The following is a 20,978-nucleotide window of genomic DNA, read 5'->3' as shown; positions in this document are numbered from 1 at the left end:
AACATGTCGCCACGACCCGCCCGCAACCTGGGAAACAAGAAGAACAGCAGGTCAGGCGCCCTTTGCAACGGGCTCCAGAATCGCCACGCACTCCACGTGATGCGTCATCGAAAAAGTATCGCAGCAGTGACAACCATGCCGAACCGCAGCTCGGAGCACATTTCAGGGCATTCAAGGGAGCGGCCGGCCAACCGAGAGCGTCAGCGGAGCGTCACCGCCTCCCTGGAGCACAGGGCTCAGCCCAGTCGAGGTCGCACCATGCGTGCGGCCAGAACATGGATCTCTCGGATGAGCACCGATGAGGGCACATCGAGATCAAGTGCGTGTTGGTGCAGCGCGATCCCTGAGTGCCGCACCAAATGGCCCGCGTGCGGTGCGTTGCCTTTGGCATACACCGAGTGGCCGTCCTTGAGGCCCAGAGAAGTGGAATAGGCCAGCATTTGGTACAGGTCTGCGTCGGGATAACCGTGTGGCTTGCCCAGCTTGTACTTGGCGTCGGCCACGACCAGTGCGGCTCCCGAATCGTCGTACCAGACGAGGTCCGGTCGTATCCGGATGATTTCCGCTTCATCCAGATAGACGTTCGTAGCCTGCAGCGCTGCGTGCCCACCATACGCACTCAGGGCCTCCCGGAGCGCGACACAGACGAAGTCCTCGAAGACCGTGTTCATGTCGAAAAGGAAGCCGTTCATCCGTACCCCACCCGGCAGATGTTCGGCGGATGCGTTGTCCAGTACAAGTCCTGCTAGGCGGAGAGCGTGGTGATATCGGGCGTTCAGACGGCTCGGCTGCCATCCGGGGAGCGGCTGCCCCCTCACGAGTGGGGTGACCTCCGCGAGCCTGGCCCGCTGGTGGACGAGGCGTGTCCGTACGGCTCCGGGCACGCCGGGCAGGCGTAGGAGGCGTTCCACCGCGGCGCGCAGAATGCGGTTCTCCGCGATGTCCGTGGTGAATTCGTCGTACGCGATCTCGGCGGGCAACGGGGCACCGAACCGGCGCCGGATCTGGTCCGCCTCGCGAACCCGGCCCCTTACGACGAACGCCGTGGCGTCGGTGCTTCGGTAGCCCTGCAGAAGCCCTTGCCGCAGCGCCCGGTCCGTCTGCCGCTCGACGGCGTGGGCAATGGCGGGCAGCAGTTCGTCGTAGCCGGCGACGTCCACGTCTCCGTCCCGCCAGCCGCCCAGGTCGAGGGTGTAGCCGAGGAGGAAGAACAAACGCTGGATGGGCAGTTTGGGCGTGATCCGCAACCTCATGGTCTCGCGTCCTGGGACGTCGAGTGTCACTGCCCGGACCTTGCTTCCCGCCTTTAGCCTCCACAGCTCCGGCTCGTACGGGTCAGGCGCAGCATCTACGGCCTTCAACGTCGCCAGGGCCTGTCCCGCGATGTGCGGAAGGGAGACGATTCGTGCAGGTGTGTGTTCGACGAGGTGAACTTCGATCACGATGTGCCAGGGCTTTCCTCGACGTCGCCTACTTCCGGCGCTCTACGCGCGGCAACGGACGCCCGCAGCGCTGCCAGCCCGTAACGCTTCTCGATGTCCTCGCCCTCGCCGTAGTGGTGTTCCGGGATGCCCGGCGCAGCGCTCCCGCCACCGGGCCGCCCCGGACGCGTCCGGGCGAAACCCGGGCGCGATGCGTACGGGCCGACCCGGTGGGCCGGTGATGAGGCTGGTCATCAGGAACGACTCATCGCCGAGTTTCACCTCGTGCACATCGGCGTCCGACCCTGGACGCCTGCCGGAGTGTGACTCAGGCGTCGATGATGACGGGGATGATGAGGGGCTTGCGGCGGTGGGTGCGGAACGCCCAGTTCGCCACGGCGCGGGCGAGGAGCTGTTCGAGTTGGCGCGCGTCCCCGACGCCCTCCTCGGCCGCGGTGGCCAGGGTCTTCTCGATGACGGGGACGACCGGCTCGAAGGTGGCGTCGTCGTGGACGAAGCCCCGGGCCAGGAAGTCGGGGGCCTCGGCGAGGGCGCCGGTGTCCGCGTCGACGATCGCCACCACCGTGACCACGCCCTCGGCGGCGAGGGTGAGGCGGTCCTTGAGGGACGCTTCGGTGGCGCCGCCGACTTCCATGCCGTCCACGTAGACGTTGCCGGCGGGGACCTTGCCGGTGATGGACGCGCGCCCGTCGACCAGGTCGACGACGACGCCGTCCTCCGCGATGACGACCCGGTCGGGGTCGACACCGGTACGGATGGCGAGGTCACCGTTGGCCCGCAGGTGGCGCCATTCGCCGTGGACGGGCATGACGTTGCGGGGCTTGACGATGTTGTAGCAGTAGACGAGTTCGCCGGCGCTGGCATGCCCGGAGACGTGCACCTTGGCGTTGCCCTTGTGGACCACGTGGGCGCCCCACCGGGTGAGCCCGTTGATCACCCGGTAGATGGCGTTCTCGTTGCCGGGAATGAGGGAGCTGGCGAGCAGGACGGTGTCGCCCTTGCCGATGCGGATGACGTGGTCGCGGTTGGCCATCCGCGACAGCGCGGCCATCGGCTCGCCCTGGGAGCCGGTGCACACCAGAGTGATCTTGTGGTCGGGGAGCTTCTCCAGCTCCTTGGTGCTCACGACCAGACCGGACGGGACCTTCAGATAGCCCAGGTCACGGGCGATGCCCATGTTGCGGACCATCGACCGGCCGACGAAGGCGACCTTGCGGCCGTGCTGGTGGGCGGCGTCCAGGACCTGCTGGATGCGGTGCACATGGCTGGCGAAGCTGGAGACGATGACCCGGCGCGGCGCGGTGCGCATCACCTGCTCGATCGCCGGGTTCAGCTCACGCTCGGAGGTGGTGAAGCCGGGTACTTCGGCGTTGGTGGAGTCGGTGAGGAACAGGTCGACGCCCTCCTCACCGAGGCGGGCGAAGGCGCGCAGATCGGTGATGCGGTCGTCGAGGGGAAACTGGTCCATCTTGAAGTCGCCGGTGTGCAGCACCATCCCGGCGCTGGTGCGGATCGCGACTGCGAGACTGTCCGGGATGGAGTGGTTGACCGCCACGAACTCGCAGTCGAAGGGCCCGAAGCCGCGCCGGTCGCCCTCCCGCACCCGCACCGTGCGCGGCCGGATGCCGTGCTCCTTGAGCTTGGCCTCCAGGAACGCCAGCGTCAGCTTGGAGCCGACGACGGGAATGTCGGAGCGCTCGCGCAGCAGGTACGGCACGCCGCCGATGTGGTCCTCGTGGCCGTGGGTGAGGACCACGGCCACGATGTCGTCCAGACGGTCCCGGATCGAGGTGAAGTCCGGCAGGATCACGTCCACGCCGGGCTGGGTCTCTTCGGGGAACAGCACGCCGCAGTCGACGATGAGCAGCTTGCCGGCGTGCTCGAAGACGGTCATGTTGCGGCCGATCTCACCGAGGCCGCCCAGGGCGATGACCCGCAGCCCTCCTTCGGGAAGAGGCGGGGCGGCTTTCAGCTCGGGATGCGGATGACTCATACCCTGACGGTACCCGGAGAGTGGGACAGGGTGATCCATTACCTGTGCGATCTCTTCCTCCCGACAGGGTCGGGGCATCACAACAGGTGTCCGGGGACAATCCGATGAGCCGACGGCCGGACAGCGAGGGGGCAAGGCGGTACCGGGGCGGCGATCACGGCGTCCCGTGCAGGCGCGCTGCCACTCGACTCCATGACGTCCAAGGCCGTGGTGACCAGGCAGCCGGGCGTGTGAGTCCCGTCGGCTACGGCGAGACCGGGGTACCGGCGGCATCGAGACGGCCCCGCGAGGGCGGCTGTCAAGCCGCCGCCCCGCAGGTACGGGCCGTAGGCGGCGTCACCGGCCCCCTGTGCGCAGGTCAGCACCGTGTCACCGTCGGCGCTCAGGAACCAGGACAGTGCGGCGAGCCCGAGCGCCCACGGGCGCAGCCGTGCCATTACTCTCGGCCGGGGTCAGACACGCGTCCATGCTTCGATGAAGGCGTTACGTCCGGCCGCATCGGGCGCCTTGTGGTCCGCGTGAAGGACGCGCCAGGCGGTGAGTTCCAGGTCCCGGAGCCAGAGTTCGCCGATGACCTGTGTTTTGAGATCAGGGAGGTGGTCGGACTCGGCGAGCGCCTCACCGATCACCTCTGCGGCCGCGACGCGCTGGGGAGGCGTCATCTCGTCTACGGCCGAGAGGATCTGTCCGGCCAGACCGGTTCCCTCCCCGGCCAGCGAACGCAGCACCAGGTCCTTGATATTGGTCGGCAGCAGGTAGGCGGTGCCCGAGGATCTCCACAGGTTCGACCAGAAGCGTTCTCCTGCGTCGGTGGGGGCGGGGAGCGCGGCCAGCAGTCCCAGGAGATGCGCGGTGGCCGCGTAGCCGTCGGAGTGGGCCGCCGCGAGGACCGCCATGCCGGCGACGCGCTCCACGTCGAAACGGCCGGCTTCGAACTGTGAGGGCAGCCCCAGTCTTTGTTCCAGCTGATCAGCGAGGGAGGCGGATGCGTGGGAGGGGAACTCGGGAAGCATCGGCGGTCCTTCGGCGTAGGCGGGCGGAGATCCGCGCTCGGGAACCTTGGTCCTTCCCATGGCCAGGCGGCTTACACGGCTTCCGCGGGCCCACTTGGTGGCGAGACCGAGCTCGAGGGACGCTGTCACGGGCAGGCTTCGGACACGAGCACCGTCTCGGTGCGCCACAGCCCGGCCACGCGCGGGTGTGACAGCCCGCCGATACCGGCGGGCCCGCTCACCTCAGGCTGCGGCCGATGGACTGGACGATCCGTCGGTGCGCCGGTATTCGGCGTTGATGCGCTGGGCTTCTTCGAGTTGGTCTTCGAGGATGATGATCCGGCATGCGGCCTCGATCGGGGTGCCCTGGTCGACGAGCTCACGCGCGCGGGCCGCGATGCGCAGTTGGTAGCGGGAGTAGCGGCGGTGTCCGCCCTCGGAGCGCAGTGGTGTGATCAGTCGCGCTTCGCCGATGGCGCGGAGAAAGCCGGGAGTGGTACCGAGCAACTCGGCAGCCCGGCCCATCGTGTAGGCGGGGTAGTCGTCGTCGTCGAGACGGCTCAGCGACTCGTCTGCTGTCATCTCACCTCTCTGTGGAACGCGTCGAGGGGCCTTGGTGCCGTTTGGCACCAAGGCCCCGAAGGAACTGCAACACCATCTGCCGGCCCTAGTGCTGTGCCGGCCTTCTGTTTCCGCCCAGCCGCCTGATACTCCGACGGGGGTGCGGGGATCGCGGATGCGTGACCGGAGACCACCTACCTATCGATGTCCTGCGGTACCCGGGCTCGCGTCTCCCGCCCGGGCGATCCTGATGGTGCTCGACTCCTCCGTTCTTCTCTCGGAACCCATCACTTGCAAACAGGGACTGCAAACTGCTGGTACTGCAACCGCGTCTACTGCGGTCCTGCTTACGGCGGCCCCTCGTCACTTCAGGCCACCCGGTCCGGTCGTCAGTCCCGTCGCCGTCCTACACAACCTGGCTTCGAAACTCCACCACCGCACCGTCATACGTGCACTACTGCCCGGCAGTTCGTGTCTGCCGGGCTTGCTCGATCTCGGCTACGACAGAAATCGTAAGCATGAAGACATCGAATGTCTACTCCAGCCAGCATAGATTTCCTGCGGCTCGACGATGAGGTCTCCCGCTGGGCCGATCTGCGAATACTGGGGCCGTCCGCAGCGCAGGTCCGACGCACGGAAGAGACCCAGAGCCGCCCGCGGAGCTTCCCGTGGCGGCGCCGACCGGCGCGGCGCGTCGACCGCGATTCTGAGCCCCCTCCGGCGAGCACGGTGGCTCGGGTGGGTTGGCGGGCGGGGCACAGGGTCGAGTGGGCAAGGGCCGGGTACGAACGATCCGCAGACGAGGGTGACTCTGATGAACACGATGTCCGTCAACGCCACAGCTGCCCCGTTCCACGCGGCCGTTGCCGAGGCACGCGAGACCGCACAAGCGTTCATCGAAGACCTGCGGCAGCCGAACGGCAGCCGACCAATGCCTGCGGCACCAGGGGAGCCATATGCGCCCGTCTCGCCCGACAGCCGCCCACGCAGAACGCTCGACCGGGAAACCCCAGCCGAGCGCCTGCATAAACTGCTCGCGGCCTGATCAAGTCACCGCGGTGTTGCTACGACCCCTGGAATTTCGCCCACGCCGGCGCGGCCTCACTGCTCTGTTCGGCTCACACCTGTCCGTACGTCAGGCGGACAGGGGGCGTGCCGAGCGCTGCGGAAGCCGGCTCGTACGGGCCGGCCAGGAGCGCAGATGCGGCGGTAGGGCGGGTGCGGCAGGTGAAGCCGAGTCGGGTCATGGCCCTGAGGACTTCGCCGGTGCTGAAATCGCGGCGGTCCTGGCGGGTGATGACCTGGCCGACCTGCTTGGCGGGGTAGTGACGTCGTCCGATGATGACGAACTCACCGGTGACCGGCTCAGGTGTGACGCCCTTCATCGATTCCACCACGCCGCTCTTGGTCAGGTCGAACGGGAAGCGAGCGATGACACAGCGCATGATGCCTCCATGGAGACGAGAAGACGGGGCAGGGCGGGGTGAGGCCCGGTTCAGCGGGAGAGGGCGAGGACGCCCAGAGCGTTTCCGTATTCGTCGACCACGGGCGGCTCCCCGAGCCGGCGGCAGTGCATCGCACGTTCGGCTTCCACCCAAGTGGTCAGCGGCGAGGCGAAGGGCCCGATGACGTCGGCGATGTCACGCAGGCGGATCCGGTCCGTGTATCCGGAACCGTCACGAACGGCCGTGAGCCGGTCCCGGGTGACCAGGCCGGTGCACATACCGTCCTCGTCGGAGACGACCAGATGACCTGTACGGGCGGCGGCCATCACGGACAGTGCCACCTCCACGGTCATGTCCTCCCAGACCTGCGGTCCGGCCGCGTCCATGGTGTCGGCCACCGTGCTGTGCGCGGGGTGGGCGCTCGCCGGGCGGAACTGCGTCTGGTCCAGCGTCAAAGGGTGCCTCCTGCGGAGTTGGGCCGGCTTCTGATCACCAAGGTTCTATGCCGCCGCACCGGCGGTGGACTGCCGTACGGGCGCGCGCCGGGCCGCCGAGACGGGGCGGCGTCGGCCGCGTGAGGTGGCGCCGCGCTTCTTGGGGCGTTCGACCACCGGTGCGGCGATGACGACCGGGATGCCGGAGGGGGCCTGGGCGCCGGTGATGCGGTGCAGGGCCTCTTCGCCGACGCGGACCTGGGTGGTCTGCGGGACGATGCCGGCCGCTGCCATGAGGCGGGTCATGCTGCGGCGCTGGTTGGGGGTGACCAGGGTGACGACGCTGCCGGACTCTCCTGCGCGGGCGGTACGGCCGCCGCGGTGGAGGTAGTCCTTGTGGTCGGTCGGCGGGTCGACATTGACGACGAGGTCGAGGTTGTCGACGTGGATGCCGCGCGCCGCGACGTTGGTCGCTACCAGCACGTTGACGTGCCCGGTCTTGAACTGTGTCAGCGTGCGGGTGCGCTGTGGCTGTGACTTCCCGCCGTGCAGGGCGGCGGCCCGTACCCCGCTGTTCAGGAGGTGCTCGGTGAGGCCGTCGACGGCGTGCTTGGTGTCGAGGAACATGATCACGCGGCCGTCGCGTGCGGCGATCTGGGTGGTTGCCGTGTGCTTGTCGGCACCGTGAACGTGGAGCACGTGGTGCTCCATCGTCGTGACCGCGCCGGCCGAGGGGTCGACGGAGTGCACGACGGGGTCGCTGAGGTAGCGGCGCACGAGCAGGTCGACGTTGCGGTCGAGAGTGGCGGAGAACAGCATGCGCTGGCCTTCGGGGCGGACCTGGTCGAGAAGGGCGGTGACCTGCGGCATGAAGCCCATGTCGGCCATCTGGTCGGCCTCGTCGAGGACGGTGATGGAAACCTGGTTCAGTCGGCAGTCGCCGCGGTCGATGAGGTCTTTGAGGCGTCCCGGTGTGGCGACGACGACCTCGGCGCCACCGCGCAGCGCGCTCGCCTGCCGGCCGATCGGCATTCCGCCCACCACCGTGGCCAGCCGCAGCCTCACGGAGCGGGCGTACGGGGCGAGCGCGTCGGTGACCTGCTGCGCCAGCTCACGCGTGGGTACGAGGATCAGCCCCAGCGGCTGCCCGGCCTCGGCGCGCTGCCCGGCCGTACGGGCCAGCAACGCCAGCCCGAAAGCGAGGGTCTTGCCGGAGCCGGTGCGGCCACGGCCCAGTACGTCGCGGCCGGCGAGGGAATTCGGCAGGGTCGCGGCCTGAATCGGGAAGGGTACGGTCACGCCTTGCGAGCTGAGCGCGCCCAGCAGCGCCCCGGGCATGTCGAGATCGGCGAAGCCCTCCACGGCGGGGAGCGCGGGAGTGATCGTCCGGGGCAGCGCGAACTCCCCCTGGACCGCGGCGGGTCGGCGGCCGTAACCACCGGAACGGCTCGACCCGGCGGAGCGGGTCCTGGCCGACGAACCGAATCGGCTGCCACCCCTTCCGGATTCGGCACTGCCGTTACGGGTGCGGGTGAAGCGGTCGTTCGTGCGTGTGCGGTTCATGCGGAACCTTCCTCGATGCGGCACATATCAAGGAATTCCCGCAGCGATCAGCAGCACAGAGAATTGCAAGAATGGACCGGTGGAATGCGAAAGCGAATCTGTCCGACGGAAAATCCGTGCCGGCACAGGAGCTGGAATGAGTGGCGCGATGCGGACTCAATGTTCGGGAGTCCATCGCGATGAAGCTATGTGTTGCCGTCCGCAGGCGAAACCACTGCGGGAAAATGCGAGCAGCTGGGGCCCGCACCCCGAAGGATGCGGGCCCCAGCTACAAGTACGCGACAGTCGGCGTCAGGCGAGAACGATGTTCTCGGCCGTCGGGCCCTTCTGGCCCTGCGCGATGTCGAAGGTCACCTTCTGGCCCTCCAGCAGCTCACGGAAGCCCTGGGCGGCAATGTTCGAGTAGTGGGCGAACACATCGGCGCCGCCACCGTCCTGCTCGATGAAGCCGAAGCCCTTTTCCGCGTTGAACCACTTCACGGTACCAGCAGCCATGTCATTTCTCCTTTGGGGCAGTGCATCGGGATCCGCACTGCGCGGACCCCGTGTCGCCGCGATGATCACCCCGCCCGGAAAAATAACCGGATAACAAAAGCGCTTCCAGTGGCACAGGTACCTACCGGAGAGCACTTGAAGTTCTGGGAACCACAACTGCAACTGACATCGACAGTAGCACGCCGCAGCGGCCTGTGTGCGGTGAAGAATCCGCCTCCACTTAATGCGGTAGAGAATCTGTCTGCCTGTTCCATTGAAATCTCAGCTCGCGGGCACAGATATTGACCCAGCCGGAGCGTAACGTTTCGGGAAGCATTGGGGGCGCGCCCAGCGTAAGGGCTGCCCCCAAGGGATGGTGCGGGCGTGGAGATCAGGGAGGCGCCGGCAAGCGTCACGGAGTGCGGGCGGGGATGGTCCGTGGCGTGGTGGTTGACGCGGGAAGTCTCCTCGGGTCCATGCGGGCGCGCGGGAGCCGGATGCCTGGGCGACGCGGGGTCGGCGGAGTGTCGGGCTGATCGTCAGACGGGGAAGGACGCCGGCGCTTGCGCACCATGGCGGTAGCAGGACGTCGTCGACGAGCGCGGTGAGGAACCTGTCATCGATCGTGCGCCCGAAGGTGATCGCCCGGTCGATCAGGATGGGCGCGACCGTGGAGATCATCTCCATGCCGTGACGGTCGTCCAGCTCTCCGCGGCCGACGGCCCACTCGACCAACGCGCTCCATATGTCCGCACTGGCCTGGGGCAGCTTGGAGGAGACAAAGCTCGCAAGTTCCGGGATGTCCCGCATACGCAGCAGCAGACCCGCCAGGATGCGGGACCGCCGGGGGCTGAGACCTTCGGTGATCTGTCGCGTGTAGGCGAGCAGACCGCCGCGGAGGTCGCCGTGGTCCGGGAGATCGAGTTCGAACGAGTCGAACTCCTCCTGAAGGGCCCACAGGACCAGGGACAGCTTGCCGTCGAAGCGCCGGTAGATGCTCGTCGTCGGCGTGCCGCGCGCCGTCGTCCTCACTCACGCCCACCTCGACCATGTCGGCCTGGCCGAACGACTGCGACAGGAAGCCGGCGCCACCGTCTGGGTACACGCACGCGACGAACCAGCCCTGGCCTCCCCCTCCGGCCGCCGGCCGACGCCAAGCCTGAGGCGGGCCTGGGCCGTTGTCTGCTCCGCCACCCCACCGCGGTGCGAGTGCCCGTGCATCTGGCCCGGTCGGGGGCGTTCCGCACGTCGACCGTCACCTCGGCCAGTCCGTTCGATGACGGCATGACCCTCGACGTCCCCTGACGGCCCCGGGTGGTCGCGGTACCCGGGCACACGCCCGGCAGCGTTGCGTTCCATCTGCCCGCTCAGGGCGCGGTGTTCACCGGGGACGCGCTGGTCACCCACGACGGCCTGCTGGGCCTGACCGGCACCGGCCCCCAGATCATCGGCCCGGTGTTCACGCACGACACGGCACAGGCACACACGTCGCTGGAGGCGCTGACCTCACTGGGGGTCTCCGCTCCAATAGAAGTTGTCCTGCCCACCACTGCCGGAAGAGGGGGTGGCCGACCGAGACCGTGGATCAGGCGCGTGCGACGTTGCCGACCGAGGCGCGCAGGTCGTTCTCTCCGATGAGCAGCGGGGGCAGGGGAGTTGCGTTGGCCGGGTTGAGTGAGTCGAAGAGCAGGGCGATGAAGCGGGCGCGCAGTGAGGGTGGGGTGCCGGGGAGTGCGAGCCCGGCGACGGCCATGACGAGGAAGTGAGGGATGTCCTCGGCGGTGAGGTCGGAGCGGACCTCGCCGGCCTGCTGTGCACGCACCAGGAGTGGGTGGAGTGAGGCGCTGAAGCGCTGGAGGACTTCCACTGCGACGTCGGCGAAGTTGCTGGCGAAGGTGACCAGGCCCCGCTCCTCGGTGATCAGGTCGAGCAGATGTGTGGCGATGTCCTGAAGGGCCTGGCGGGTGTGCGGGGAGTCGGCGGCTCGCTCGATGAGAGGGAGCAGGTCGGTTTCGAGGATGTCCTCCAGGACGGCCCGGACGATGGCCTCACGGTTGGGGAAGTGGCGGTAGAGCGTGGCGATGCCCACGCCGGCTTCTGCCGCGATCTGCTCCAGAGACGCTTCACCTCTGCCCAGCACCGTCCTTCCTGCGGCGGTGATCCGCTCCATGCTGGAGCGGGCGTCGACCCGGCGCCGGGGCGTGCGGCCCTCCATCGTTGCCATCTGTGACTCTTCCCTGATCTCCGGTGAGGTCGCTGCCTTCGATAGCACCCTACCGCATCGATAGTCCACTATTACTTTGATAGTACCCTCTCACTTCGCAGCGCGGTCTGGACCGTCAGGCCGCCTGGATCAGAGGGAGAAGCCTGTGTCCGTTCTGCTGTATCGGCTGGGAAAGTTCGCCTACGGCAAACCCTGGTACGTCATCGGAGGATGGCTGGCCGTGCTGGCGGCGGTCGTACTGCTGCTCGTGACCAATCCGGTCAAGCTCAGCAACGAGGTGCGCATCGACGGCACCCCGTCCCAGAAGGTCATCGACGGCTTGGCCACCTCCCTGCCGGAGGCGTCCGGCGGCCAGGGCATGCTGCTCTTCACCGCTCCTGAAGGGGCCCGGATCAACGACGAGAAGGTCCGGTCCGCCCTGATGGCCGCCGTGGACGCCGTCTACCGTCATGACCACGTCATCGACGCCAGGAAAGCCCTGGCCCGGGAAGCCGCCCGCGGCGAGAACAGCCCACTGCTGCGGGCCCAGGCGGCGGTGGCCCAAGCCGCCGGAGGTCCGTCCTCCGGCAAGAAGCCCGTCCCCTTGCAGCAGGGTGGTCAGCCGGTGCCCGGGGTCATCGTCTCCGCCGACGGCTCGACGGCGCTGATGCAGTTCCAGTTCGACGAGCAGACCTTCGAACTTCCTTCAGGGACGATCGACAGCACCATCCAGGCCGCCGAGCAGCAGGCCGCCTCCGGCGACCTGGAAGTCCTGCCGTCGGCGGCGATGATGGAGATCCCCGACATCATCGGCGTCGGGGAGGTTGTCGGCGTCGCCGTGGCGGCCGTTGTCCTGCTGATCACTCTGGGATCGGTCGTCGCGGCGGGTCTGCCACTGATCATCGCGCTGGCCGGCGTCACGGTGGGAGTCGGCGGGGCCTTCACCCTCTCCACCGTGTTCGAGATCCACTCACTCGCCGCGGTGCTGGCGCTGATGCTGGGGCTGGCCGTCGGCATCGACTACGCGCTGTTCATCGTCAACCGAGAACGCCGGCTGATCCTCGACCAGGGCATGGACCCCCACGAAGCGACCGGCCGTGCCCTCGGCACCGCCGGGAGCGCGGTCTTCTTCGCCGGCAGCACCGTCATCATCGCTCTGGCCGGGCTCCTGGTCATCGGCATCACGCTGCTCAGCACCATGGCCATGGTCGCTGCCGCCACGATCGCGATCGCCGTCCTGCTCGCCCTGACCCTGCTGCCCGCCCTGCTGGGCCTGGTCAAAGAACGCATCTGCCCCGCCCGTACCCGGCGAAGGGAACAGGACCGGACAGGAGGAGGTGCCGAGCACACCCGGGCCGTCCGCTGGGGAGCACTCCTGATCCGCCACAGGTACGCCGCCCTCGCCGCCTCGATCCTGATCCCCGCGATCCTGGCGGTGCCCGCCGCCGGCATGAAACTGGGCCTGCCCTCCGGCGCCAGCTACAACCCCGACACCGGGCAGCGACGCAGCTACGACCTGGTCAGCGACGCGTACGGGCCCGGCTACAACGGCCCCCTCCTGATCGCCGTCGGCTCCACCACGAACGGACAGCCCCTCACCCCCGCAACCCTTGCCGCGGTGACCTCGGACCTGCGAGGCGTCAAAGGCGCCACATCGGTCTCACTGGCCGGAATGAACCAGACCGGCACCACCGCCATCCTCAGCCTGATCCCCGGCAGCGGCCCGAACGACGACGCCACCAAGGATCTCGTCACCGCCGTACGGGACAAGAGCGCGCAAATCCGCGCGACTCACGGCGCCGACATCGGCATCGCCGGTTTCACCGCCCTCGCGATCGACGTCTCCGACCGGCTCGCCGACGTCCTGCCGCTCTACGTGGCCACCGTCCTCGGACTGTCCCTCATCGTCCTGCTCCTGGTCTTCCGCTCCCTCATGGTCCCCCTGACGGCCACCCTCGGCTTCCTGCTGAGCATCGCCGCCACCTTCGGCCTCACCACGGCCGTCTTCCAGTGGGGCTGGCTGCAGAGCCTGATCGGGCTCGACGCCACCGCACCGATCGTGAGCCTGCTGCCCGTCATCATCACTGGCGTCCTCTACGGACTCGCCATGGACTACCAGATGTTTCTGGTGACCTCCATACGCGAAGCACACGTCCACGGCGCGACCGCCATCAACGCCACCGTCACCGGCTTCGCCCGTGCCAGCTCCGTCGTCCTGGCGGCGGCCACCATCATGGTCTCCGTCTTCACGGGCTTCGTCTTCAACGCCCAACCCATGATCAAACAGGCCGGCTTCGCACTGGCCGCAGGCATCCTCATCGACGCCTTCGTCATCCGCATGACCTTCATCCCGGCCACCATGGCACTCGCCCAGGAGAAAGCCTGGTGGATCCCCGCCCGGCTGAACCGTCTCCTGCCCGACCTCGACGTCGAAGGCGACAAGCTCGCACAGAAAATCCCGCTGCCCCACCCCGCCAGAGCCAAGCAGGCAGAGACCACCAGCTGACCGGCGGCACCATCTCTTCCTGGCCCCGCTTCGCTGAGCTCCGGCGGCTTCGCCCGACGCGAGAGGCAGGTCCCTCCACCCAATCGGTGACGAGCCAGCAGGAACAGCGTCAACCGAACGTCAAGACATTGGGTTTCCCTTCGCGCCAGGAGAAGGGCCGACCGCACCGACATCCCGACAGCGCTCGTGAAACGCCAGGCCAGGCGGCTTCACGAGCGCTCCGCACGCTTTACCTCGTACGTCCTGGAAAACAGGTCGAACGTCGAGCGTTCACGTCCGACGGAATCCGCCGGACGGCACAGCCAGGCACCATCCGACATCAGATCGGAAGGTCGTCGGGCAGCACCCGGAACACCTTGTGCCGACCCAAGGGGCGCACAGCCCGGAAAACGCGCCGGTCGAGCGTGAGCACAGCGTCGGTGTCGTACTCACGTACTCAGCGGCAAGGGCCACGTTCACCGCGTCCGCGAGGTCCAGGTCCAAGTCGCGATAGCGGGCACGCACCGACTGGGCGACACCCAGATGGTCCTCCGTGATCTCCGGCAGAACGACAGGGCCTCGTCGCACCCAGTGGCGGATGTCGTCGACCGCGCCGAGCGCCGCTTCACGGCCGAGCTCGCGCGCGGCGACGTGGTCGATCTCCGCGAGCAGCAGCGGGAAGGCGCGTGCCGCGGACGCGCTCCGCCGATGTCGGTGTCCACCGGCGCGTCGTAGCGGGTACTCGTGGCACATGTCGGCGGGGAGAGCGGCCTCCGAAGGTGGCCGCGGGGCCGAAGCTGTCGTGAGGGGAGAGGAGAATCGGCAGGCAGGGCGCCGGGCCGGCCCCGGTGCCTGGTGACGGAGAGCAGTAGGGTGAGCGGGGAGCGAGGGAGGTGTAGTGAGAGCGCCGCGCGTACTGCCAACCCTGGACGAGGTCGACACCGGCGATCATGTCTGCCACCTGTTGGATCGTACCGATGACGTCATCGACCGCAGCCGGGCTTTCGTTGCGGACGGTGTGCTGCACGGCGACAAGGTCGTGTTCGTCGGCCCCGCTCCGCGGGCCAGGAGCGAGTTCGCACCGCTTGTACTGGATCCTGCCCGGTTGCAGGGTTCGCTTCTCTCTGCGGTGCGTCGGGAGGCAGCTGCTGCCCACCGGGAAGGGTTCCGCTCCCTTCGCGTGCTGCACCATGTCAAGCCCGGCCCTCGCGCGGACCGGAACGGGGAGTGGCTGCGCAGCGAACTCGATCTGGAAGAGTTCGCCGCCGACACCGGAGCCATGGTGGTCTGCGCCTACAGCGGTGCCGACTGGGACCTGCCGGCTCTGCAGCAGATCAGTTGTGTGCATCCTCATCATCTGGGCGGCCGTCCGGTCTCCCCCGCGTTCCGAGTGTTCCGAACCGACCAGGAAGGCTGGACGGTGACCGGGACGGTCGACAGCGACGGCGCGGTGGCCTTCGGCACCATCCTGTGCACCCTCCTCGCTCACACCCCGACGGTGCGTCTGCTGTGCCACCACGTGGAGTTTTTCGATGCCGCCGGGATGAGCGCGCTGGCCGATGCCGCCAAGCACCTTCCGGATCGCAAGGTCGTCCTGGAAGGCACCAACGAGACCGTGCGGCTCGCCTGGAAGCTGTCCGGCTTCGCAGTCCCCGACGTTCCGGTGGTGATGGCGCCGTGACCTCCTCTTCGTCCACTCGCCTCGAAGGCACTGGATACCGGCACGAGTTGTATCCGTACTCGGGCAGCGATGAATTCGTCGCGGGCGCTGTGGATTTCATCCAGGAAGCGCTTGACGGTGACGAGGCCGTCGTCGTGGCCGTGCCGCAGGAGAAGGCGTCATTGCTGCGTGCGGAGATCCGAGAGAACGACACCGTGCGCTATGTCGACATCAGCCGGGTGGCGCGGCATCCGGGGCGACTCATCGCTGCCTGGCAAGAATGGATCAAGGAACACGCCTCGGAGGGACGGCCCGTCCGCGGGATCGGCGAATCCCCCTGGGCCGAAGTCCGCAGCGCGGCTGAGGCCGAGGAGCTGCGCTACCACGAGTGGCTGCTCAACAGGGCGTTCGCCCACGGCCCGGCCTGGTGGCTGCTGTGCCCGTACGACGTCGCACGCGACAAGGCCGCCCTGTCCGCGATGGCACGCTGCCATCCCCAACTCCGCAGAGACGGCCGGACGGTGGTGTCCGAGGACTACGACGCGCGGTCACCGTACCCGTTCGTTGCCCTCACCGACCCCTGCGACCCGTACGACGAGTTCCTCTACACCAGCGGCGACCTGCCTGCCCTCCGAGAGAAGATCGCAGCCTGCGCCGAGCAGCACGGTCTGACCGGTCGTCGCCTGCGCGAACTGCACCTGGCCGCGACGGTGTGGCCACCAACAGCATTCGCCACGGCGGCGGACAAGGCGTGCTGCGCACCTGGAGCGAGGAACGACGGCTCGTCTGCGAGTTCCGGGACGCCGGCCACCTGGAGGACCCACTGGCCGGACGCACGATGCCGACCGCGAGGCAGGTGGGGGGACGCGGACTGTGGCTCGTCCACCAGCTCTGCGATCTCGTCGAGATCCGGTCCACACCGGACAAGGGGACCACGATCCGCCTGCACACCGAACTGCCCGGCTGAGCCCGCTGGTGCCAACGCTCCGCTCACCGGCCCGGCGCATGAAGACACGCGTGCCCGACGCCGCCCCGGGGTAGGCGCGCTGGTGTCGTTGGGCGGCGACAAGCGGAAAGGCGCCGGGGACACGGGCGTACACGCTTGGGATGGGAGTCGGTTCTTGATGCTGAGGGTGCGTGTACGGTACGCGGACACGACGGTTGTCCGGCTGCCGACCGAGGTCGACTACGACAACGCCGCCGACATCGGCGCCCGGTGCGAAGACCTGCTCAAGGAGGGCTGCGCCACCCTCGTACTCGACGCCTCCGACGTGCAGTACCTCGACTCCTCGGGCGTCGGCATGATCATCACGCTGTCCCGCGCGCTCGACGACCGTGCCGGCACTCTGCGCCTCGCCGCCCTCAGCGACCATTACCAGCAGGTGTGGCGCATCCTCGGCCTCGAAACACTGCTCCCCGTCTTCCGCACAGTGCAAGCTGCGCTCGACGGGCGCGTCACAGGCGCCTGTGCCGACACCTCGGAGTCACTCGACCACGCCTGAACCCAAGACCCGGACAAACGGCATGTGGACGAGCCGCCGACCACGCTCATCATGTCTGCGAGCCGCTGTCCGCGCCGTCAGCCTCAGCCACGCCGGCGGACTCGTCCGACACCCTGACCACCACCGGCCTCGACCAAAACCTGTGCCTGGACTCCTGCTGGGCCGCCGACCGGGATCCGCACGCGCCGTCACCGCTCGCCTGGACAGCCCTGCCGACCGCGGCCACGCCCGTGACCGATCTGTTCTGTCCGACACACCGTCGGAACAAGCGTCGAGACAGCGCTCCCCAGCTCCGGCGAACCAGCGCTTCCCGCCTGCCGCTCCCACTCACCGCCCACGAACTCGCAGGTCAGGCGGGCGTTCCCGACGACTTCCCCGACGAGACAATGAAGGCCGTCGGCGCGTGGACCCGCGATGAGGACTTCCGGGTGCGCAGACTGGCGAGCGAGGCCACCCGGCCCCTGCTGCCCTGGGCTCCACGGATCCAGCTGCCCGTCGACGCGGCACTGCCCGTCCTCGATCAGCTCTACGACGACGTTCACCTCTATGTCCGCACCTCCGTCGCCAACCACCTCAGCGACATCGCCGCCAGCCGGCCCGACCTCGTGCTGACCACCCTTCAGCGGTGGAAGCGTTCGGGCCGACTCGCAGACGAGCACTTCGCCTTCATCGCCCGGGGTGCCCTGCGCAACCGGCTGAAGGAGGGCTGGCCGCCCGCCTACGCCATCCTCGGCTACGCCCACGACGCGCCCATCTCACTCACCTCCCTCACCCTGGAGCGCACCGGACTGCGCGACGGCGACACCCTGAACTTCTCCGCCGCTCTCACCGCTGAACACCTACCGCACAGCCGCCGCGGACTTCCGTCGCGGCCAGGTGCGTGCTGTCCGCAACCCCCTGAAGGAGTGAACCGCCCTGATCGAACGAGTTTGAGTCGCGACCGTCCAGAGCCCGCCCGCCCTGGCGCTGGCATTAGAACTTCCGTTCACCAGATGCCCTCCCTTCGGGCCGTGACGGGACCAGGTCCAGTGCGTTTTTAGAGCATCAGTGCCACACCGACGCCCAGACGGAGGACACGCCATGCACCCCACCCCTGCCCCCTTGCAGCAGCCTCCCGGAATCGAACGGCGGCCCGGCGTGATCACGCACAGCGTTGACGACAAGCTCAGCTCAGCACGTCCGGATACGAGGTGGGCGGCATGAATGAGCCCACCAATGCATCACCCGACATTGTTCCGGGACCGCGCACCACCCCCGCAGCGTCCCCCTCCGCGCCGTCCGCCGGACTGTCCGCACCCTCGCCGGCGGGCACTTCGCCCGCGCCCGCTCCCGAGCCGCAGATGCGGTACGTCGACCTGACCGGCAGCCGCGAGGCAGCCGGCCGCTCGATCCGGATGCGCGACATGGCCCGCCGCCTGCCGCAACTGGTACGCCGTTCGCTGGCTCTCGCCTGGCGCGTCGACCGACGAGCGACCGTCGGCCTCCTGCTGTGCCAGACCGTCACCGGCGTGATGCAGGCCCTGGGCCTGGTCGCCATCGCCGGCACCCTGACCGCCCTGCTGCGCAGCGGAGACGTCTACCACCGGCTCCTTCAGGCGTGGCCCTCCGTCGCCCTGCTCGCCGGTGCCGCCGGCGTGCGCGCGCTCCTCGGAATCACCGTCAACTGGCTGTCCTCCCGGCTTGGCCCGCTGATGTCACGTGAGGCCGAGCAGATGCTGCTTACCGGATGCGCCGAGGTCGAACTGTGCGCGTATGACGACCCCGACTTCAACCGCGACCGCGAGGCCGCCGACCGCGGCGCCCAGGTCACCGGCGACCTGATCAACGAGGGCCAGGACCTGATCGCGTCGGGCGCCGGCTTCCTCGCCGGAGCGATCGTGCTGACCGGCGTGCACTGGGTCCTTCTCCCGCTCCTCGTCGCAGCCAGCCTGCCGCAGGCCCTGGCCCAGGTCAGCGCCGCGCGCGTCCGGTACCTGGCCAACCTCCGCAGCAACGGCGACAACCGGATGCTGTCGGTCCTGCGCTGGCACATCTACACCAAAGACGCCGCCGACCAGATCCGCGCCGGCACCATGGCCGACTTCCTGTCCGACCGGTACCGGCAGACGGTCGCCCGGATCAACCGCGAGGACCGGGCCGCGGCCGACAAGGGCGCCCGGATGTCCCTGGTCGGCGCGGTGTGCGGAGGGCTGGGGTCGGCGGTGGTGTGGGCGGCGGTCGTGTGGCTGCTCGCGACCGGCCGTATCACCGTCGGGCATGCCGGGACGGCCGTCTTCGCCCTGCAGACAGTGGGCATGTCGGTCCGCGGTCTTGTGGCCGTCGGTGCGCGCGCCGTGCGGACCGGGCTGTACATGGACGACTGGAGCGGCTTCCTCGACAAGGCCGGCGGCTTCCGCATGCGCCGGGGTCCGCACCGCCCTGAGCCGCCGGAGACGATCGAGGTCAAGTCGGTCACCCACCGGTACGCCGGCAAGGACCGCGACGCACTGTCCGACGTCTCCCTCACCTTGCGTCGGGGCGAGGTCACTGCGCTCGTGGGCTTCAACGGCTCAGGCAAGTCGACCCTGTCGAAGCTGGTCAGCGGCCTCTACCTGCCCACGAACGGGCAGGTGCTGTGGGACGGCGTCCCCACCGGCGACGCCGATCCGCAGGCCCTGTGGCAGCAGGTCGCCCTCGTACCGCAGAACTACGCACACTGGCCACTGACCGTGCGCGAGAACGTGACCCAGGGGCAGCCCACCGCGCGCGGCGACGCCGCGGTCCGCGAGGCATGCGAAGCGGCCGACGCCGACGAAGTCGTCGACAAGCTCGGCGCCGGCCTGGACACCCTCCTGGCCCGCGAGTGGCTCAACGGGGAGGAATTGAGCGGCGGCCAGTGGCAGCGCATCGCCCTGGCGAGAGCGTTCTTCCGCCAGGCCGGTCTGCTGGTGCTCGACGAGCCGACGGCGAACCTGGATCCCCGCGCCGAGTACCGCATCTTCCATCGGCTTCGGGACCTCGCCCGGGACCGGGCGGTGTTGCTGGTGACCCACCGCATCACCAATGTCGCTATCGCCGACCGCATCGTGGTCCTCGACGACGGCAAAATCGTCCAGGAGGGCACCTACGCCCAGCTCTCCCAACAGCCCGGCCTTTTCCAGCAGTTGCTGTCCTACCAGATCACGTCCGAACTAGACGACGAGAAGCGGCGCGAAACCCCCGCATAAGCGGCCCCGGCGCCCCCTCAGTACGCCCCCCCCTGAAGCGGCCGCACCCACGGCCGCGGACGACCCCGCCCTTCCCATGCCGTCCCGAGGTGATGACGTGCCGCTCACCTGTTCCCACATCCGCGCGACCGCCGAGGCGTACCTGGCCCGGCATCCGAACGAGCGGGAGTCCCTGGCCGGGCTGTTGTCCCTCCTGGAAGGAGCCGACGCCCCGGCCAGCCGTGCCACGCTCCTCGGTCACGTCACCTGCAGCGCGGCGGTCATCGACCGGGAACAACGCGTTCTGCACATCGGCCACAAGGTCACGGAGCTCCTCGCTCCGGGCGGCCATGTCGAGGACGACCGGACGCTCCTGGCCGCGGCGCTGCGGGAGGCGTGCGAGGAGACCGGCATCCAGCCGGGCGACCTGTGCCTGCCCCCGCAGTTCCTCGGCGCTCCGATCGACATCGACGTCCACGACATCGACGCCAACCCCGCCAAGGGCGAAGGCGAACACCAGCACTTCGACTTCCGATTCGTCTTCTACCTCGTGCCCGAGCAGCACCCCGAGCTCACATTGCAGGACGATGACGTTGCCGGCGCCCGGTGGCTCGAGTTCGCCGACGTAAGGTCCCCGACCTTGCGTGCCAAGCTCTTGGACGCCCGAGACCAGGGCCTCGACGGGCGGCCAGAGCCCGTTAACGCCTCCGCGCTGATCCACGACGGCCACGGCCGATACCTGCTTCACCTGCGGGACCAGCGTGAAGGAATGCGGCAGCGGCCCGGACTTGGAGAAGCGGCCATCCCGCGTCGCCGCGGCACGTAGGTCCGGAAGGGTCCCGGAGACGAAGGAGCTATACGGGGGTTGGTGCCGTGGCGGATACGAGATCAAGCTCGTCGACATCCCCGCCTGGCGCCTTGCCGTCCTCAAACCCATCTCCGTGCCGTCGCGGCTCGCGCGGCCGCACACCGTGGTCCGGGCCATGCAGAGCGAAACCCAGCCGCTGGGCCTCACGGAGCCCGTCCAAGGACGTGCCCT

General features: G+C 68.5%; 20 protein-coding genes and 2 pseudogenes. 11 read left to right on the top strand and 11 right to left on the bottom strand.

What is annotated here, in order from left to right:
- Window positions 1-236: 236 nt before the first annotated feature.
- The 4 genes from ACGFNV_RS18200 to ACGFNV_RS18185 form a co-directional block, all read right to left on the bottom strand.
- Window positions 237-1,442, bottom strand: coding sequence for an McrC family protein (locus tag ACGFNV_RS18200; protein WP_393623588.1), 1,206 nt, complete (start codon window positions 1,440-1,442; stop codon window positions 237-239).
- 307 nt (window positions 1,443-1,749) lie between these two features.
- Window positions 1,750-3,435: a ribonuclease J gene (locus ACGFNV_RS18195; protein WP_133933584.1), complete on the bottom strand. Its 1,686-nt coding sequence runs from the start codon at window positions 3,433-3,435 to the stop codon at window positions 1,750-1,752.
- 452 nt (window positions 3,436-3,887) lie between these two features.
- Complete coding sequence (locus ACGFNV_RS18190; protein ID WP_393623586.1) at window positions 3,888-4,448, bottom strand: hypothetical protein; 561 nt, start codon at window positions 4,446-4,448, stop codon at window positions 3,888-3,890.
- 222 nt (window positions 4,449-4,670) lie between these two features.
- Window positions 4,671-5,009 (bottom strand): MerR family transcriptional regulator, encoded by a 339-nt coding sequence (locus ACGFNV_RS18185; RefSeq protein WP_393623584.1) that lies wholly within the window; start codon window positions 5,007-5,009, stop codon window positions 4,671-4,673.
- A 793-nt stretch (window positions 5,010-5,802) separates the two neighbouring features.
- On the opposite strand from ACGFNV_RS18185, the gene ACGFNV_RS18180 reads away from it, so the two are divergent.
- The gene (locus ACGFNV_RS18180) at window positions 5,803-6,033 is read left to right on the top strand and encodes a hypothetical protein (RefSeq protein ID WP_393623582.1); all 231 of its coding nucleotides are present in this window, start codon (window positions 5,803-5,805) and stop codon (window positions 6,031-6,033) included.
- A 73-nt stretch (window positions 6,034-6,106) separates the two neighbouring features.
- On the opposite strand, the gene ACGFNV_RS18175 is transcribed toward ACGFNV_RS18180, so the two are convergent.
- The 5 genes from ACGFNV_RS18175 to ACGFNV_RS18155 all read right to left on the bottom strand — a co-directional run bounded on the left by ACGFNV_RS18175 (window position 6,107) and on the right by ACGFNV_RS18155 (window position 9,936).
- Window positions 6,107-6,433, bottom strand: coding sequence for an SCO5918 family protein (locus ACGFNV_RS18175; protein ID WP_393623580.1), 327 nt, complete (start codon window positions 6,431-6,433; stop codon window positions 6,107-6,109).
- Window positions 6,434-6,483: 50 nt separating this feature from the next.
- The gene (locus ACGFNV_RS18170) at window positions 6,484-6,888 is read right to left on the bottom strand and encodes a CBS domain-containing protein (RefSeq protein ID WP_393623578.1); all 405 of its coding nucleotides are present in this window, start codon (window positions 6,886-6,888) and stop codon (window positions 6,484-6,486) included.
- 45 nt (window positions 6,889-6,933) lie between these two features.
- A complete protein-coding gene (locus ACGFNV_RS18165) occupies window positions 6,934-8,430 on the bottom strand; it encodes a DEAD/DEAH box helicase (protein WP_393623576.1) in 1,497 nt (498 codons plus the stop codon).
- A 291-nt stretch (window positions 8,431-8,721) separates the two neighbouring features.
- Complete coding sequence (locus ACGFNV_RS18160; RefSeq protein ID WP_014145516.1) at window positions 8,722-8,925, bottom strand: cold-shock protein; 204 nt, start codon at window positions 8,923-8,925, stop codon at window positions 8,722-8,724.
- A gap of 261 nt (window positions 8,926-9,186) precedes the next feature.
- Entirely contained in the window at window positions 9,187-9,936 is a 750-nt protein-coding gene (locus tag ACGFNV_RS18155; RefSeq protein ID WP_393623574.1) for a TetR-like C-terminal domain-containing protein, read from the bottom strand.
- On the opposite strand from ACGFNV_RS18155, the gene ACGFNV_RS18150 reads away from it, so the two are divergent.
- Together ACGFNV_RS18150 and ACGFNV_RS18145 are read left to right on the top strand one after the other, a co-directional pair.
- Window positions 9,899-10,192: an MBL fold metallo-hydrolase gene (locus ACGFNV_RS18150; RefSeq protein ID WP_393623572.1), complete on the top strand. Its 294-nt coding sequence runs from the start codon at window positions 9,899-9,901 to the stop codon at window positions 10,190-10,192. The two genes, ACGFNV_RS18155 and ACGFNV_RS18150, sit on opposite strands and share 38 nt — an antisense overlap.
- A 26-nt stretch (window positions 10,193-10,218) precedes the next feature.
- Window positions 10,219-10,542: an MBL fold metallo-hydrolase gene (locus tag ACGFNV_RS18145; RefSeq protein ID WP_393623570.1), complete on the top strand. Its 324-nt coding sequence runs from the start codon at window positions 10,219-10,221 to the stop codon at window positions 10,540-10,542.
- On the opposite strand, the gene ACGFNV_RS18140 is transcribed toward ACGFNV_RS18145, so the two are convergent.
- The gene (locus ACGFNV_RS18140) at window positions 10,490-11,128 is read right to left on the bottom strand and encodes a TetR/AcrR family transcriptional regulator (RefSeq protein WP_393623568.1); all 639 of its coding nucleotides are present in this window, start codon (window positions 11,126-11,128) and stop codon (window positions 10,490-10,492) included. The two genes, ACGFNV_RS18145 and ACGFNV_RS18140, sit on opposite strands and share 53 nt — an antisense overlap.
- A 145-nt stretch (window positions 11,129-11,273) precedes the next feature.
- On the opposite strand from ACGFNV_RS18140, the gene ACGFNV_RS18135 reads away from it, so the two are divergent.
- Window positions 11,274-13,613 (top strand): MMPL family transporter, encoded by a 2,340-nt coding sequence (locus ACGFNV_RS18135; protein ID WP_393623566.1) that lies wholly within the window; start codon window positions 11,274-11,276, stop codon window positions 13,611-13,613.
- 319 nt (window positions 13,614-13,932) lie between these two features.
- Here ACGFNV_RS18135 and ACGFNV_RS18130 read toward each other — a convergent pair.
- Window positions 13,933-14,252 (bottom strand): annotated as a pseudogene (locus ACGFNV_RS18130) (VapC toxin family PIN domain ribonuclease).
- Between ACGFNV_RS18130 and ACGFNV_RS18125 the strand changes: the two are divergent.
- The 7 genes and pseudogenes from ACGFNV_RS18125 to ACGFNV_RS18095 all read left to right on the top strand — a co-directional run bounded on the left by ACGFNV_RS18125 (window position 14,184) and on the right by ACGFNV_RS18095 (window position 20,765).
- Window positions 14,184-14,327 carry a hypothetical protein gene (locus ACGFNV_RS18125; protein WP_393624086.1) on the top strand — a complete coding sequence of 48 codons (144 nt, stop codon included), beginning with the start codon at window positions 14,184-14,186 and terminating at the stop codon, window positions 14,325-14,327. The pseudogene ACGFNV_RS18130 and the gene ACGFNV_RS18125 sit on opposite strands and share 69 nt — an antisense overlap.
- A 163-nt stretch (window positions 14,328-14,490) precedes the next feature.
- Window positions 14,491-15,273: an MEDS domain-containing protein gene (locus ACGFNV_RS18120; protein ID WP_393623565.1), complete on the top strand. Its 783-nt coding sequence runs from the start codon at window positions 14,491-14,493 to the stop codon at window positions 15,271-15,273.
- Window positions 15,270-16,219: pseudogene (locus ACGFNV_RS18115) on the top strand (anti-sigma factor RsbA family regulatory protein). The gene ACGFNV_RS18120 and the pseudogene ACGFNV_RS18115 overlap by 4 nt, the downstream one beginning before the upstream one ends.
- A gap of 157 nt (window positions 16,220-16,376) precedes the next feature.
- The gene (locus tag ACGFNV_RS18110) at window positions 16,377-16,754 is read left to right on the top strand and encodes an STAS domain-containing protein (RefSeq protein WP_393623564.1); all 378 of its coding nucleotides are present in this window, start codon (window positions 16,377-16,379) and stop codon (window positions 16,752-16,754) included.
- Between the two features lie 428 nt (window positions 16,755-17,182).
- Window positions 17,183-17,794, top strand: coding sequence for a hypothetical protein (locus ACGFNV_RS18105; protein WP_393623563.1), 612 nt, complete (start codon window positions 17,183-17,185; stop codon window positions 17,792-17,794).
- A 300-nt stretch (window positions 17,795-18,094) separates the two neighbouring features.
- Window positions 18,095-19,960 carry an ABC transporter ATP-binding protein gene (locus ACGFNV_RS18100; protein ID WP_393624059.1) on the top strand — a complete coding sequence of 622 codons (1,866 nt, stop codon included), beginning with the start codon at window positions 18,095-18,097 and terminating at the stop codon, window positions 19,958-19,960.
- A gap of 97 nt (window positions 19,961-20,057) precedes the next feature.
- Window positions 20,058-20,765: an NUDIX hydrolase gene (locus ACGFNV_RS18095; protein ID WP_393623562.1), complete on the top strand. Its 708-nt coding sequence runs from the start codon at window positions 20,058-20,060 to the stop codon at window positions 20,763-20,765.
- The last annotated feature ends 213 nt before the right edge of the window (window positions 20,766-20,978 follow it).

It is taken from the genome of Streptomyces sp. NPDC048751, assembly GCF_043198595.1.
Lineage (GTDB): Bacteria > Actinomycetota > Actinomycetes > Streptomycetales > Streptomycetaceae > Streptomyces.
Note: the sequence above shows the minus strand (reverse complement) of the source record. Positions and strands in the feature narration are given on the sequence as shown.

Excerpts from the sequence above, each read along its gene's own strand:
- ACGFNV_RS18140 (WP_393623568.1), bottom strand. The coding sequence starts at position 11,128 with ATGGCAACGATGGAGGGCCGCACGCCCCGGCGCCGGGTCGACGCCCGC.
- ACGFNV_RS18165 (WP_393623576.1), bottom strand. The coding sequence starts at position 8,430 with ATGAACCGCACACGCACGAACGACCGCTTCACCCGCACCCGTAACGGC.
- ACGFNV_RS18190 (WP_393623586.1), bottom strand. The coding sequence starts at position 4,448 with ATGCTTCCCGAGTTCCCCTCCCACGCATCCGCCTCCCTCGCTGATCAG.
- ACGFNV_RS18100 (WP_393624059.1), top strand. The coding sequence starts at position 18,095 with ATGCGGTACGTCGACCTGACCGGCAGCCGCGAGGCAGCCGGCCGCTCG.
- ACGFNV_RS18150 (WP_393623572.1), top strand. The coding sequence starts at position 9,899 with ATGCTCGTCGTCGGCGTGCCGCGCGCCGTCGTCCTCACTCACGCCCAC.
- ACGFNV_RS18195 (WP_133933584.1), bottom strand. The coding sequence starts at position 3,435 with ATGAGTCATCCGCATCCCGAGCTGAAAGCCGCCCCGCCTCTTCCCGAA.
- ACGFNV_RS18180 (WP_393623582.1), top strand. The coding sequence starts at position 5,803 with ATGAACACGATGTCCGTCAACGCCACAGCTGCCCCGTTCCACGCGGCC.
- ACGFNV_RS18160 (WP_014145516.1), bottom strand. The coding sequence starts at position 8,925 with ATGGCTGCTGGTACCGTGAAGTGGTTCAACGCGGAAAAGGGCTTCGGC.
- ACGFNV_RS18110 (WP_393623564.1), top strand. The coding sequence starts at position 16,377 with ATGCTGAGGGTGCGTGTACGGTACGCGGACACGACGGTTGTCCGGCTG.
- ACGFNV_RS18175 (WP_393623580.1), bottom strand. The coding sequence starts at position 6,433 with ATGCGCTGTGTCATCGCTCGCTTCCCGTTCGACCTGACCAAGAGCGGC.
- ACGFNV_RS18185 (WP_393623584.1), bottom strand. The coding sequence starts at position 5,009 with ATGACAGCAGACGAGTCGCTGAGCCGTCTCGACGACGACGACTACCCC.